Source organism: Capnocytophaga leadbetteri (assembly GCF_003054025.1).
GTDB classification, from domain to species: domain Bacteria; phylum Bacteroidota; class Bacteroidia; order Flavobacteriales; family Flavobacteriaceae; genus Capnocytophaga; species Capnocytophaga leadbetteri.
Genome location: NZ_QBKG01000009.1, coordinates 11,791 through 25,794, shown reverse-complemented (window position 1 = coordinate 25,794; position 14,004 = coordinate 11,791). Strand labels below are relative to the sequence as shown.

The following is a 14,004-nucleotide window of genomic DNA, read 5'->3' as shown; positions in this document are numbered from 1 at the left end:
ACTTATAATTTTCAGTCTTCCCTTAAAGGGTCTTTCCTCTGAAAAGCGGTGCAAATGTACGCATTATTTTTCTAACAAAAAAATATTTTTAACATTTTTTTAGGGGGTATATATGTAAAACCATAGGTCAGGGTCTTTTACACTTGTCACCCCAGTATAATTATCATTATATACCGTTACTTTATAAGGGCCAGCCTTGGCTAAACTTAAGAATAATCGCTCTGCTTCTCGGTAGTAATAAAGACTATTTTTGTAAACTGGGTCTCCCTCATTAGGCATATCTTTTATCAGTATTTCTACCTGCCGTTCATTGTTGTTATTCGCTAATCCCACAAAGTCCATTTCGTAGTATACACTGCTCGTATTATTGAGGTTGTTTTTTTCTGCCACATAACCCTGTATGCCTGCTGTTTGTGCTTGGTCATTACCCATTACATTTGCTAATCTAATGTAGTTTAACAGAGTATAACTTTTATCTCTCGACCGTTCTACAGCTCTTTTAGCTCTATTAAACATATTGATTGCTTTGTCAGAAGCATTATCGTTGTCAAAAGTTATGTACGAAGCGTTACTGCTTAGCGTGATAGCCGAGGTTACAAAATTACTGCTAATACTGCCATCAGCAGTCACTAAGGCTGTTTTGTCATCATTGAAATGAAATTCATCAAAAGTTACCCCATTTATCTTCACAGGTTCGTAAAATTTGATACCTTTTTCAGTGATTATAAAAGGTGATTGTACGTACTTTTGGTTATTGTCGTATATAAAAGTAAGCTGTCGGTAGCTGGGGAAGAGTTTAAGGGTTACCTCAGTACCTCCTACATTTATGGGTGAAAGCCCTTTGTACTGTAGAGCATTGCTATTTTCGCGTATTTTGTTCAAAAAGGTTTCTCTATCTCCAGTAAATTTCTTCAAAGTCATAATATTATTAGAGGTACGACCACGCAAGGTGAAAGTATCGTTTTCGTACTTCAGAATAATGAAGTCAGTTTCACCTCCTCTCGCATTAGGGAAAGTGGGTGATACAAACCTAAAATGATGTAGTACACTGTTGAAAGTGTCAAAGCTAAGGGTTGGTCCTTCTGTGATGTCATAGGTGAAGAAAGAGGTCTCTTCAGCATTGGTATAACTTACCTCTGATGAGGCGGTTACCTCACCATTTTTCAGTTTTATCAAAAAGTTATAACCTCCTATGCTTCTATGAAATTTAGGAAAGTCTTTGTCGGTAGCAAAAACCTCTGGCTGATAGGGGTATACCCAATATCCTACGCGGTATTGTTCAGGGTAGTAAGTCAGCACCCAATAGCCGTCGTTCTCTAAAGTATTTTTATAGCTATTGAGTGAATTTACAGTACGTTCTGAGGCTTTTTTTGTAAAAGTCTCCTCCTCCTTATAATTACAACTTATAAAGGCGAGAAATGATAATGATAAGAATATATATTTTTTCATTGTTGTATTAACGGGTTAATCGGGTGAAATCTTTTCGTTGTACAGGTACGCCATCAAAGGTTTTACCAGCTACGTATGGATATCGACTGCGTATTTCAGCACGCAGTTCATCAAGATTGATATTCCATTCTTCTTGTAGGTATTTCTTCATTATGGCTATTTTTTGTTCTATTTTTTGTTTACCGGTATAGGTTTCAGTAGGTCTGATTTTTCTGTCTGCCTCTTTTAGTACCTCTTCCCATACGCTAGTTGATTCATAGGGGGTATAGTATTCTGTTAGGGTATTGCCATAGTTGCTAAATTTAGCTTTCCAAGCAGTGTATAGTGCATCATCAAAACCATCACCATCAGCGTCTAAAGTACGGTTAGTAGTAGCACAACCGCAGTCTAAAGAGGCGTTGTAATACACTATATAGCGGGCTAATAGCTCTACGAAATCCTCATCGTGGTCAAAACTCGAGTAGGCAGTTATAAAACCTGCTTTTAGGTAGTTTTTAGTGCTTAAGTTCCACTCGTTTACCCAGCGGTCGTTCTTGTAGTCACTTGCTGATATTTTCTCATAATCAGTAGTGTATAACTTTGCCTGATGCCAAGTGTGAGCATTTTCGTGGTAAAGAGTAGCCAAAATATTATCATTCAGCCAATAAATGTTGTTAGCCTCTAAGTGGTTTATATCGGTTAGGTGTATTTTTATACCTGCTGCAGCTAATCCCACCAATTTGGTACCAGTAGGGTTGAAAGTGGGTTCACCTATCAGTATAAGAGTGTTAAACGAATGCTCTTTCATAAAGGGTTTAGAGGTCAGTTTCACGTATGGTTCTATAAATAGATAGTTAAATACGTTAGCAAACTCTATCGCCTTGTTGTATTTAGTAGGGGTATAGGTATAAATCCTACTGATTTCTCGTTCCAAAAAGCGGTATAATATCTGTATATTGTACGGTTTGGCAAAAGTCTCATCTAAATACTTGTCCAAATCGTTTTGGGGGTTCAAGCTCTGGCTTTCTTCTCCATTGTGAATGATAACACTCTCATCTGCGAGCTTATCGTCATTATCACAGCCTAAAAATGATAAGGCTAAAAGGGTGTATAGTATTTTTTTCATAGTTTATATTTTATTTTATCTTGGGTTTTCTTGCATACCTTTACCTATTACGGCATCAGGTAGCTGAATAGCTCTGCGCAAATCGTTTGCAGGTAATATCGCTTTCACAGTAGCATCGTTTCGGTTTGAGTTATCGCTCTGGTAGCGTGCTACTTCTATATTGTAGCGGCGTACGTCTTGCCAGCGCAAACCTTCACCTAAGGTTAGTACACGGCGGCACTGCAGTACATAGTGCAATAGGGGTTCTTGTACCCCATCGCTACTAATAGTGAATGACGGATTGAGGTGCTTCTTTTGGGTAGCACCATTTACAGTACTTTCTGAGTAGGCAATACCGTTATAAAAGTCTATAATTTCGTCTTTTGTTAAAGTATTGCTACTCGTATAGCCATTGATAGTGGTTTGTTGAATAAATTTGGAGGTAAACATATTCAGGTCGGTTACAGCATTGTCATACTGACCTAAGAGTATTTTTGCCTCAGCTCTTACCAATAAAGTTTCGTCTGTAGTAAAAGGTATCATTATCGTACGAGTACTACCATCTTTGAAATTAGGGAATTTACCATAAACTACCGCATCACGTCTGTTGTCAAACACATCAAAAGGAGTAAACCAGTAAAATTCATAACCATAGTTAGCTTTACCCGAATTGCCTTGTTTATCCCAAGGGTTAGCCGTAGCCAAGGTTTCTCCCGCTATACGGTGGTTGTGAATAAATCGGCTGGCATAAGAAGTTACAAAGTAGCTAGATGAAATTACAGAGATAACCGGTTGTAGCATTAGGTTAGCAGTTTCATCTTCTCGAGAGTAATAGATGGCAAACTTCTCTATATCAGTACCGCCTGTTTTAGTAGCATCTCTAAAGTCTTTCCAATTGCGTAGCATATTCTTAGTAGTAGTGTTATTAGTAGTAAGCACTACATTAGCAGCGTCTAAAGCTTTTTGCCATTGTTGGTAATACAGATAGAAACGTGCTGCAAAAGCGTAGGCAGCTTTCTTGTTGAAGTGATATTTAGGCATCTCATAGTTGCTATCATTTATTAACGGCAGACCTGCTGTTAGGTCAGCATCTATTTGTGCGTATACTTGCGCTACAGTACCTCGGCTATATCTACCGTCTAATTCGGTTTCAGAAGCTAACATATAAGGGATACCTAAATCACTCGCGCTGGTAGTAGGGTTATAAGGTTTGCAGAAAAGATTTACTAACGAAAAGTGCGCATAAGCTCTTGCTACTAAAGCTTCTCCTTTGCTAGCATTGGTAGATTCTGGGTTACCCATTTTTTCAATAGCTTCCAAAGCTGTGTTAGCGTGATTAATAGCCTCGTAGTGGCTCGTCCATATATTCTGAAGTCCATCAGCATTCGAATATTCTCTTATTCGTTCCCAGTAAGAAGCTTCCTGACTGAAGAAGTTAGAAGATGATATTATAGTACCTATATCAGCTATATTGTCTGATGATAGTTCGCTTACTACTGCTGTACTAGCTGTAGGGTAAGCATTAGTAACTACTCTTCTTACTTTTTCAGGGGTATCAATCCGTACCTGATTATCTGGTAGTTCATCAAGCAATGAGTTACAAGCAGTAAGGCTTAGGGCAGTAATACCTATTAATATATATATCTTTTTCATTTCTTTTGTATTTAAAAAATTAGAGACCTACACGTAAGGTGAAAATAAGTCGTTTAGCAGCAATAGGCGAATAGCCGTTAGCTAAATAGTCTGGGTCATCACCATTTAGTTTTTTATCAGCGTAAAGCAGTGCAAGGTTAGTGCCTTGTAGTTTTACACTGAGTTGGCGCAATTTATTTCTCTTTAGAAAATCTCTGCCAAAGGTATAGCCTATAGAGATTTCTTTCAGGCGTATATTATCACCTTTAGCTACGCGTACGTTAGAGTAATCGTAAGTGTTGTAAGCTTGTATGATGTTGTTATATCCTCCGTAAAGGTCGTACATATAGGTAGTGTAGAGTACCGGTATATTGGTGCGCTGTTCATCACCAGGGTATTGCCAACGGTTGTTGAGTTCGCGAGGAGCTACCCAAAAGTCGTTATAAGAATTGGTTAGCTTGCGCAAGCGTACCACATTGCCATAAGAATAGGTAAATACCACTCCTAACGATAAGCCCTTATAGCTGAAAGAGTTACTGAAACTTCCTTTGTCAGTAGGAATAAGGGTGCCTGAGTACTCTAAGAAATCTACATTCCGACTGTCAAAGCGGATACCGCTCACAGTGCTGTTGCCATCACTATCTAAGAAAGTAGGTAAACCCTTATCGTTCAAACCATTAAAAGGTACTGAGAAGATAGAGCGCAGTGGGTAACCTTCTTTAGCAAATCCCGCTACTGATTTAGAACTGCTCGAATAGCCTATCATATTACGTACCGTAGGGTTAGTAAGCAGTTTCGTAATTTCGTTTTTAGAGCGTGAGTAGATGAAAGAGGTTTTCCAACTGAAGTCTTTACTCTTGATGTTAGTAGTCTCTAATCCTAATTCTACCCCGTGAATACGTAGCTCTGCCATATTTCCTTTTTTAGTGATAGTACCTCCCACCCCTTGGGTTACGATGTTGCCTATTAGGTCGTAACTTCTACGGTTAAACCATTCTGCTGATACATTGATGCGGTTGTTAAACAAACCAAACTGGGTACCTAAGTTTAGCTCTTGGTTTTTTTCGTAGGTAAGATCGTGATTAGCATTATCAACTATCTTTAGCCCAATTTCACGTTTAGGCGAGTTGCGCCAAGGTGTATTGGTATAGATTTGCGAAAGAGAGTTGCTAACTGATGGCGAAATAGCGGTGATACCAAATGAGGCTTTGAATGAAAGGTGCGAAAGAGGTTTTAGACGAGGGAAGAACTTTTCGTTGCTTACACTCCAATTTACTCCTACGTTCCAGGTAGGCATCCAGCGTATATAGCGCGATTCGGCAAATTTGTTAGAAGCATCATAGCGTAGTGTGCCATTTATAGTATAACGATTGCCAAAGGTATAACTACCATTAGTAAAAAATGCTTGGTTGTTATTTATAGTATTGTAAATGCTGTAGTAAGTGCTGTTTTCTTCTTGTAGTTTTTTGAAAAAAAGATAGGTGTAATAACTATAGTTGCCCGAGCCAAATAGCACACCATAATTATGATTTTTATCATCAGTGTTTTTATAGTTATCCATTTCTACCCCTGCAAATAGCGATACGTTGTGAAGACCTCCTTTGAAGCTATCGTTATAGCGCAAAGTAGCGCGGAAGCTATTGCCTATAGTAGTACGGTCTCTTCGCTCGCGTATCCCACCTTCAGGTAGTACGATACTTGGTAAGTCATAAGGGTCATTAGGGTCGTCATATAATCTAGGATTATAGGTGCGTACTAATGAGTTAGGCATTGCTCTGTATGACTGTATGTAGTTCGAATTTTCTTTAAACTCAGTGTTTTGCTGGTTGATGTAGTATCTGATAGCCCCCATCATAGTAGCCTCTACTTTTTTAGTGATTCTATAGGTCAACTCTGCTTGTAGTCTAAGATTAGCAATGTTGATGTTTTTATAGGCATTATCTATTTCATTGAAGATATTATAAGGAGCAAAGTCATTTACGTAGTATTCTTTAGGGTCCATACTGCGCGAGTGCGTTACAGCATAGTCGTATATATCTTGCTTAGGGGTCGTTTCTTTTCTGTAGGAAAGGTCAGAAATTACATTCAACTTAAACTTAGATGATAAGTTATAGTTAGCGTTTAAGTTGCCCGAATATTGGCTTAGTTGGTCTCCTTTTGTCCATCCTGGGTCAAAAAGCCCACTTAAGGAAGCGTAGTAAGATGATTTTTCAGTACCTGACGAGAAAGAAAGCGTATGGTTCTGCATTATGCTCGTTTGGAATAGCTCATTAAACCAGTTGGTATTGCGGCGTTCAGCAGCTTGCAAGTAAGCGGTGCGTCCTGCTTCAGTATTGGGTACTACCGAGTTTCCATTGCGGTCTAATACATAAAACAAATCGTACATTCGCCCTATAATTCCCTTGTTTTTGCTCGTAGATTGAACTTCTGATTTAAAGTGCCCTCCTCTTATAAGTTCTTGTATTACCGACATTTGGTCTTGCGAGTTCATTATATTATACTCACCATATGTAGGTATAAACCTAAAAGTTGATTCATTGGTATAGGTGATACTACTGCCGCCCGTACTACCGCGTTTAGTGGTGATAGCTACTACCCCGCCTATAGCGCGTTGCCCATAGATAGCCGTAGCCGAAGCATCTTTTAGTACCTTAAAGCTCTCTATACTTTCAGCGGTAAGCCCTGGTATAGCGGCAGCTATAAGCATTTTAGCATCGTCCGATACTAAGTCTTCAGGTTTTAGGTCTACAGTACCTTGTAGTACCACCCCATTTAGCACCCATAGCGGTTTAGTAGAACCCGATATAGAGGTAGCTCCCCGAGTGTTAGTATTCATAGGCGTCTGAGCCGTGGTTGTAGTTTGCGTAGTGGTTTTAGTAACCGTCTGAGTACCATTAGCTACTGACGACAGTGTTTTTTTAGGTTGCTGGGCAAAGGCTTGTCCTACAGTAGCTAACCACCCGAAAAAAAGCAGTTTGCTTAGTTTTAGTGTATTCATTATTTTAGTTTTAATTTTTATAGTTGTTTTCTTTTAGAAAATAGGTCGCAAATATACGTCATAAAACGTAATAATGCAAATTTTTTTTCTAATTTGTATTCCACGCCCATTCCACCATCTTGTTTAATGAAAAACAGAAAAATTTTCTCTTTAGCTTTTCCCTATACAAACGATATAGGAACGATACAGGAAGAGCGAAGGCTTAGCGAACAATTACCGAAGGATAAACAACTGATAATAGTCTGTTAAATGGGAAAATGTACTATTTTAACGCCCGATAATAAATAAAGTAGGTCGTTTTTGTAGGTCTACAGAAGTGTGCTTCCATTGGCGAATAGGCAGTGTTCTGATACTTTCAGTAGGTAGTGTCAGGTCGGTAGCTATACACAAAAGGGTGTCAGCTTGCAGCGTCTCAATAAGGTCAGAGAGCAACTGCTGATTGCGGTAAGGCGTTTCTATAAAAAGCTGTGATTGCCCTTCTTGTACTTTTCGTTCCAATATTTTCAAGGTTTTGCGGCGTACTTGTTTGTCTATAGGTAGGTAACCGTTAAAAGCAAAGTTTTGTCCATTAAGGCCGCTCGACATCATTGCTAATAACAGAGACGAAGGACCTACTAATGGTATAACTCTAAGTGCCTTCTGATGGGCAACTCGCACTATTTCAGCACCTGGGTCAGCTACACCAGGGCAGCCTGCCTCAGAGATGATGCCAATAGAGTGTCCTTGCAGACAAGGAGCGAGATAAGCCGCGTAATCAGGGGTAGATTGGTGCTTGTCAATAACGCTTATCTGTAGTTCACTTTGTGGTTTGTCAGGAGCTATAAGCTTGATAAACTTGCGTGCTGACTTTTCGTTTTCAACTACAAAGTAAGTAAGGTCTTGCACCGCTTGGGCTACTTGTGGTGAAAGCACAGTCAGCGCACTTTCACCTAATAAATTGGGGATTAAATATATACTTGCCATTATTTTTTAGCTATAAATTGGCGCAAAGATAAGAAATAATGCCTTATTATTCGTTTTTTTGTGCTATTTTTGTGCCCTAAAAGATGATTAAGAACAAATGAACGGACTTTATACAAGCGATACAATAGTGGCACTCGCTACCGCTACAGGAGCAGGTGCTATAGGGGTGATACGCCTTTCAGGTAAGGAAGCGATTGCTATAGCCGACACTATTTTCAAGGCACACCACGCTAAACCGTTAGCAGAGGTCGCAACTCATACGGTACATTTGGGAGTGATAGAAGCAGAGGGTCAGCAGATAGATGAGTGTTTGGCTACCGTCTTCAAAGGGCAGCGTTCTTATACAGGCGAGCCAGTGGTAGAGTTTTCTTGTCACGGTAGTAGCTACATTATCGCTCAAGTAATGAAGAGCTGCTTAGCAAAAGGAGCGCGTTTGGCTGAGGCGGGCGAGTTTACTAAAAGGGCTTTCCTCAATGGAAAAATGGCTCTCAGTCAAGCCGAAGCAGTAGCAGACCTAATAGCTTCTGACTCTGAGGCTTCGCATAGGGTAGCACTACAGCAGATGCGAGGAGGTTTTGCTTCTGAAATAGAAACTCTTCGGGGTGAGTTGCTCAACTTTGCTTCGCTTATAGAACTCGAATTAGATTTTGCAGAAGAAGATGTTGCTTTTGCTGATAGAGATAGTTTCAAGGCGCTTCTCAGCCATATCAAGCAGACGATTACGCAGTTAGTAGCTTCTTTTTCAGTAGGCAATGTACTCAAAAATGGTATGCCGGTAGCTATTGTGGGTAAGCCAAATGCCGGAAAATCTACTTTGCTAAATGCATTGTTGAATGAAGAGCGTGCCATAGTGTCAGATATAGCAGGCACAACGCGCGATACCATAGAAGAGGTACTGCATATAGGCGGCATTGCTTTTCGCTTTATAGATACAGCAGGTATCCGAGAGACGCACGATGCTATCGAAGCTATAGGAGTACAACGAGCTAAGGAAAAGATAGCCAAGGCACAAATAGTCATTTTCCTTTATAATCAGCACGATGACACAGTAGCCGATGTAGTAGCATTTGTAAAAGAGCACTACCGCGAAGGAGTGTTTTTTGTATTGGTACACAATAAAATAGACTTATATACTGAAGGGGTAGATACTTTTGATGAGCAGGTGCGTCACGCTTTAGTAGGCTATAATATAACATTGCTAACCCTCTCAGCTAAAGAGCGTGTATATTTAGAAGAGTTGAAACAATCGCTTACTAATTATGCGCAGCAAATCAATAAGGCAGCAGCGGGCAATACAGTAGTAACGAACCTACGGCATTACGAGGCACTGCAGCAAGCACTGACGGCAGTTGAAAGGGTAGAAGAGGGGTTAGCATCAGGACTTTCAGCCGATTTGCTAGCTATAGACATACGCGAAACACTTTACTATTTAGGTAGTATCACAGGAGCAGTAAGCAATGATGAGGTACTAGGAAACATATTTTCGAAGTTTTGTATCGGTAAATAATTTGTAATTTAAATTTGTTATAATATGGATAAACCTTCTGTAAAAAAAGGAATAGGTACTGTGGTGGTAGTTGTGCTACTTATTTTAGTGCCACTATTTTCATTGTTGGTGTTAAATGCCTCTTACGAAGCACTCTACCTATTCTTAGTCGGGTTGGTCATTAGTGCGATTCTGGTACTTGGTTTTTTCGTTTACTACAGCTTTTACTACCGCTGGGCACGATGGTGTATGGGGGGTATAGGCGTCTTTCTGCTTTGGATACTTGTAGTAATCTGTCTTGATGATATAAAAAAAGTATATTCTGATTGGTCAATCCCCGATAAGTATGCACGCTATAAAATATTAGAATACGAAACTTCTTATCGCGAACAAGGTAAAGAAATACAGTTTCTGATAGAAGATGATGTATATAATTATTATTTTCTAAACGCTAAGAACGAATTAGTATGCTTTGATCATTATTTAGGAGCTATGTACAAATATGATATAGGCGGAAAAATGATAGATAAATTTGTATCTGAAAAGCTGAAAAATCATAGCCGTGAAGGATTTTTCTTAAATCATTACTTTGTCAATACTATTCGCAATTTTTATACCTCGTGGGCTATTGATGGTGATACACTGATGAAACCTATTACTTTTGTAGAAGGTTCTGATAAGTGGAGTGCCAAGCAGCGTTTAGAGCACCTCAATATAGTAAAAGAAAAAGCTGAATGTTATGTGTTAAAAGAAATAATAATATATGACGACGATGTAAGTGCAGCCCTCAACAAAGATAAATTAGGTGCTAAGGTAGTATATAGGCAAGACCAAAAATGGCAGTTTTTCTATCTGCCTACTGATAGTTTTGGAGATCTCTCTGTCTATTCATTACGAGAGAAAGGCTTAGAAAAGGGCTGGAATGATAATTTGTTCAATGATATAATGGATACAGGACAAAAGACAGAGAGTCATAAAAGAGGAATGATACATCCGCAATATATTAGTTATGACGGTGAAAATCAGTATTATGACTTAGTGATAGACAATGTGACTTTTAGACTGAAAAATACACCCTATTATTATGATAAAGGTAATAGAGAAGTATTTATGCAAAATGAAACCATCTACAGGAAAAATAAAGAGGCAAGTACAGAATCATTAGGTGACTATGAGGTGTATCAGAATGTACATTTGTACTACAAACTCCTAACAAATAGTAATAAACTCTATATTATTAAGTAATTTTTTTGCTACTTTTGCCCCGTTAAAAAATAAAGAAATGAAAAATACTTTACTGATAAGCCTACTGATAATAGGTAGTAGTGCAGTAGCACAAAAAACAACTACTATTGATACACTACAAGAGCTTCCAAGAGAAGAAGCTGTGATAAGCAAGACACTTCAATTAGAGCGTATCCTTTCGAAAAACTGGGAACTCGACCGCGAAGACCAAAGGGGTACTTTTAAGTTTGTAGACTATATGCCTATGTATGTGATGCCGTTTCGTTTTACCGATGTGCCCACGGAACAACCCCAGAGCCTCAATCCTGACCGCCCTGTGCCTGAGTGGCGTGACTATCAGCATATTGAAACTAAATTTCAGGTGAGCCTTAAAGCTAAGGTTATGCAAGATGCTTTTGGTAAAGGCGATGTATGGGTAGCTTTCACCCAACAAGCGTATTGGCAGATGTACAACGGCAAATTGTCGCGTCCTTTCAGAGAGATAAACTATGAACCAGAGCTTATTTTTACCTATCCGCTGAATTTTTCAGCAGGAAACCTCAAAATGAAAATGGCAGGTTTTTCAATTAATCACCAATCTAACGGCAAAGAGGCTGCTCATTCGCGCAGTTGGAATCGCTTTATTCTAATGGGTATTTTTCAGTGGAATGAGGTGCTAATAAATGCGCGTTTATGGAAACGTTTTACTGAAAAGCCTCGCGAAGACGATAATCCCGATATAGAGAATTACATAGGTAGATGCGAGCTCTCCTTGATTTTTCCTTTCAGAAAGAATGCCTTTTCTCTAAAGCTCCGCAATAATCTGAATCTCAACCATAATCGAGCGCATATAGAGTGTAATTGGATATATCCTCTTAGCCGAGATTTACGCATTGCTTTGCAAGCCTCGCACGGTTATGGCGACTCACTGATAGACTATAATTACAAGCAAACAGTAGTGGGTGTAGGATTTACCTTCTTGAGTTTATAATGGTTAAAAAATATAAAGTTTCTTACAAAAGTAGGAAACTTTTTTTGTTTATTAAGTTTTTTATACTACCTTTGCCCCCGAATTCAAGATGATTAGCAATTGGTAAATTGCTAATTAGCAAATTGACAAATTAATATAGATATGAAAGAAGAAATAGTAAAGCGCGCATTGAATGATTTTATGCAGTATGGGTTTAAAACCTTTACAATGGACGATTTAGCAAGCAAAATGGGAATATCAAAAAAAACGCTTTATGAGCACTTCCCTTCTAAAAACGACTTAGTAGAGGCAGTATTAGATTACGCCTTAGATATGAGTTGCAAAAATGTAGACGCTTTTGTACAAGGCGATGGCTCGGTAATAGAAAATGTATACCGCAATCAGAAAAAAGTAAAAGAGATGTTCAATATCAATAGCGACCGTCCTATTTGGGAACTCCGAAAATATTACTCCAAAACCTACGAGCGTATGGAGATAGAATTTGCTAAGTCTGATGCCCGTTTTATAGATAAACTCTTAGAAAAAGGTTGGAAAGAAGGACTTTTTAGAGAGGATATCAATGTAAATTTTTATAAAACCTTTTACTCTAGTGTACAACGTTCGCGTTCTGTTGCCAATACTTTTCCTGAGAGAGAATTTCCTTTTGGGGATACTGTTTATACCCTTATGGAGTATTTTTTCAGGATATTAGTAAACGAAAAAGGTATGAAAGAATTAGAGCGTGTATTACAGCTTAAAAATGAAAAATTAATATAAAAAAGCTTGTTTAAAGCCTATCTAACATATAAAAACAAATATCAATGAAAAGAATCATTACAACTATTTTGCTGTGCGCTACAGCAATTTCTTTTGCACAACAAAAAGAACTTACGCTAAAAGACGCAATACATTACGCTTTAGAACACAAAGCCGATGCTGAGAAAGCGCGCTTAGATGTGAAGAAGAGTGAATACCAGATACAAGAAGTACGTGCCAATGCACTGCCTAACCTTGCAGCTTCAGGTGGTATGGTATACAACCCTAAGTTACAAGCCACTTATATTGATCCTAGTACTTTTGCATTTCCTGGTATGCCTATAAGCAATGAGCCGTTAAAAATGGAAATGGGACAAAAATGGTCAGCTAATGCTGAAGCTAAACTTACTCAAATGCTCTTTAGTCAAGCTGTATTTATGGGGCTTAAGGCGGCGCGCACTACTCGCGAGTTTTATCTGCTTAATCAACAACTTACTGAGAATGAGATTATCGAAAAGGTAGCTAAAGCCTATTATCAGGTATATCAAACCCGTCAGATGTTGCAAAATGTAGAAGCAAACCTAGCCCTTACCGAGAAGACAGCAGGGGTAGTAAAAGGTCTTAACGAAGCTGGTTTAGCTAAAAAAATAGACCTAGATCGTACCACAGTAGCGCTGAATAATCTTAAGTCTGCAAGACAGCAAGCCCTTAACGGACTACAACTCTCTGAAAATGCGCTTAAATATATGATAGGAATGCCTATGAATGAGCAAATCATACTTCCTAAAGAAGGTTTTGAAGCTAATTACGATCTTGCTTTTGCCAAAGGGAGCTCTAACAATCGCATAGAGTTACAAGTCCTCGAAAAACAGAAACAACTTTTGGATATCAATGTAAAGGTAAAACGTGCAGCTCTCTATCCTTCTTTGATGTTACAAGCTACTTATGGCTATTTGAGTATGGGGCCTAAAATGCCAATTGTTTATGGTAAAAAGGATAAAGTATATGGGGCTGACTATTCGTCTATTACATTAGGGGTTAGTGTACCTATTTTTTCAGGTTTTGGTACTACAGCTAAAATACGCCAAGCTCAGATAGAGAGCCAAGCTTTAGAAGCTACCCTCAAAGATACCCACCTTGCTATGGATTTGGCTTATGAAAATGCACATAGCCAACTAAATAATAATCTACTTACAATAGATTCACAAAAGGAAAATGTAAAGTTAGCTGAAGAGGTGTTGCTCAATACGCAGAATAATTACCAGCAGGGCTTAGCTTCTCTCACCGATTTGTTAGATGCCGAACGTTCTTTGTCTGATACAAAAAATAACTATACAAATGCACTTTTAGATTATAAGTTAGCAGAAATAGAGTTGCTCAAATCACAAGGGAAGTTAGATACTATAAAATAAGTACTAAATAAAGACAATAAAAAAAGCTAC

At 38.6% G+C, this 14,004-nt stretch carries 10 protein-coding genes; 5 read left to right on the top strand and 5 right to left on the bottom strand.

The features are described 5' to 3' along the window. Nucleotides 1-99 precede the first annotated feature (99 nt). From C8P65_RS08210 to C8P65_RS08190, 5 genes are all read right to left on the bottom strand, one after another. A complete protein-coding gene (locus C8P65_RS08210) occupies nucleotides 100-1,449 on the bottom strand; it encodes a DUF4302 domain-containing protein (protein ID WP_107782389.1) in 1,350 nt (449 codons plus the stop codon). Between the two features lie 7 nt (nucleotides 1,450-1,456). Further along, on the bottom strand, nucleotides 1,457-2,554 hold the full coding sequence (locus C8P65_RS08205; RefSeq protein WP_107782388.1) for a substrate import-associated zinc metallohydrolase lipoprotein: 1,098 nt from the start codon (nucleotides 2,552-2,554) through the stop codon (nucleotides 1,457-1,459). 15 nt (nucleotides 2,555-2,569) lie between these two features. After that, on the bottom strand, nucleotides 2,570-4,186 hold the full coding sequence (locus C8P65_RS08200; protein WP_107782387.1) for a RagB/SusD family nutrient uptake outer membrane protein: 1,617 nt from the start codon (nucleotides 4,184-4,186) through the stop codon (nucleotides 2,570-2,572). Nucleotides 4,187-4,205: 19 nt separating this feature from the next. Beyond that, a complete protein-coding gene (locus C8P65_RS08195) occupies nucleotides 4,206-7,163 on the bottom strand; it encodes a SusC/RagA family TonB-linked outer membrane protein (RefSeq protein ID WP_107782386.1) in 2,958 nt (985 codons plus the stop codon). 267 nt (nucleotides 7,164-7,430) lie between these two features. After that, nucleotides 7,431-8,126, bottom strand: a complete 696-nt coding sequence (locus C8P65_RS08190) for an SAM-dependent methyltransferase (RefSeq protein WP_107782385.1) — start codon at nucleotides 8,124-8,126, stop codon at nucleotides 7,431-7,433. A gap of 97 nt (nucleotides 8,127-8,223) precedes the next feature. Between C8P65_RS08190 and mnmE the strand changes: the two genes are divergently transcribed. The 5 genes from mnmE (at nucleotide 8,224) to C8P65_RS08165 (ending at nucleotide 13,974) form a co-directional block, all read left to right on the top strand. After that, nucleotides 8,224-9,633, top strand: a complete 1,410-nt coding sequence (mnmE, locus tag C8P65_RS08185) for a tRNA uridine-5-carboxymethylaminomethyl(34) synthesis GTPase MnmE (RefSeq protein ID WP_107782384.1) — start codon at nucleotides 8,224-8,226, stop codon at nucleotides 9,631-9,633. A gap of 24 nt (nucleotides 9,634-9,657) precedes the next feature. Further along, nucleotides 9,658-10,857, top strand: coding sequence for a hypothetical protein (locus C8P65_RS08180; protein WP_107782383.1), 1,200 nt, complete (start codon nucleotides 9,658-9,660; stop codon nucleotides 10,855-10,857). A gap of 37 nt (nucleotides 10,858-10,894) precedes the next feature. Beyond that, nucleotides 10,895-11,827, top strand: a complete 933-nt coding sequence (locus C8P65_RS08175) for a phospholipase A (RefSeq protein ID WP_107782382.1) — start codon at nucleotides 10,895-10,897, stop codon at nucleotides 11,825-11,827. Nucleotides 11,828-11,968: 141 nt separating this feature from the next. After that, a complete protein-coding gene (locus tag C8P65_RS08170; protein WP_107782381.1) occupies nucleotides 11,969-12,583 on the top strand; it encodes a TetR/AcrR family transcriptional regulator in 615 nt (204 codons plus the stop codon). 44 nt (nucleotides 12,584-12,627) lie between these two features. Next, complete coding sequence (locus C8P65_RS08165) at nucleotides 12,628-13,974, top strand: TolC family protein (protein ID WP_107782380.1); 1,347 nt, start codon at nucleotides 12,628-12,630, stop codon at nucleotides 13,972-13,974. The last annotated feature ends 30 nt before the right edge of the window (nucleotides 13,975-14,004 follow it).

Bases quoted from the DNA above. Each gene is read 5' to 3' on its own strand.
- C8P65_RS08210 (WP_107782389.1), bottom strand. From the start codon at position 1,449: ATGAAAAAATATATATTCTTATCATTATCATTTCTCGCCTTTATAAGT.
- C8P65_RS08205 (WP_107782388.1), bottom strand. From the start codon at position 2,554: ATGAAAAAAATACTATACACCCTTTTAGCCTTATCATTTTTAGGCTGT.
- C8P65_RS08200 (WP_107782387.1), bottom strand. From the start codon at position 4,186: ATGAAAAAGATATATATATTAATAGGTATTACTGCCCTAAGCCTTACT.
- C8P65_RS08195 (WP_107782386.1), bottom strand. From the start codon at position 7,163: ATGAATACACTAAAACTAAGCAAACTGCTTTTTTTCGGGTGGTTAGCT.
- C8P65_RS08190 (WP_107782385.1), bottom strand. From the start codon at position 8,126: ATGGCAAGTATATATTTAATCCCCAATTTATTAGGTGAAAGTGCGCTG.
- mnmE (WP_107782384.1), top strand. From the start codon at position 8,224: ATGAACGGACTTTATACAAGCGATACAATAGTGGCACTCGCTACCGCT.
- C8P65_RS08180 (WP_107782383.1), top strand. From the start codon at position 9,658: ATGGATAAACCTTCTGTAAAAAAAGGAATAGGTACTGTGGTGGTAGTT.
- C8P65_RS08175 (WP_107782382.1), top strand. From the start codon at position 10,895: ATGAAAAATACTTTACTGATAAGCCTACTGATAATAGGTAGTAGTGCA.
- C8P65_RS08170 (WP_107782381.1), top strand. From the start codon at position 11,969: ATGAAAGAAGAAATAGTAAAGCGCGCATTGAATGATTTTATGCAGTAT.
- C8P65_RS08165 (WP_107782380.1), top strand. From the start codon at position 12,628: ATGAAAAGAATCATTACAACTATTTTGCTGTGCGCTACAGCAATTTCT.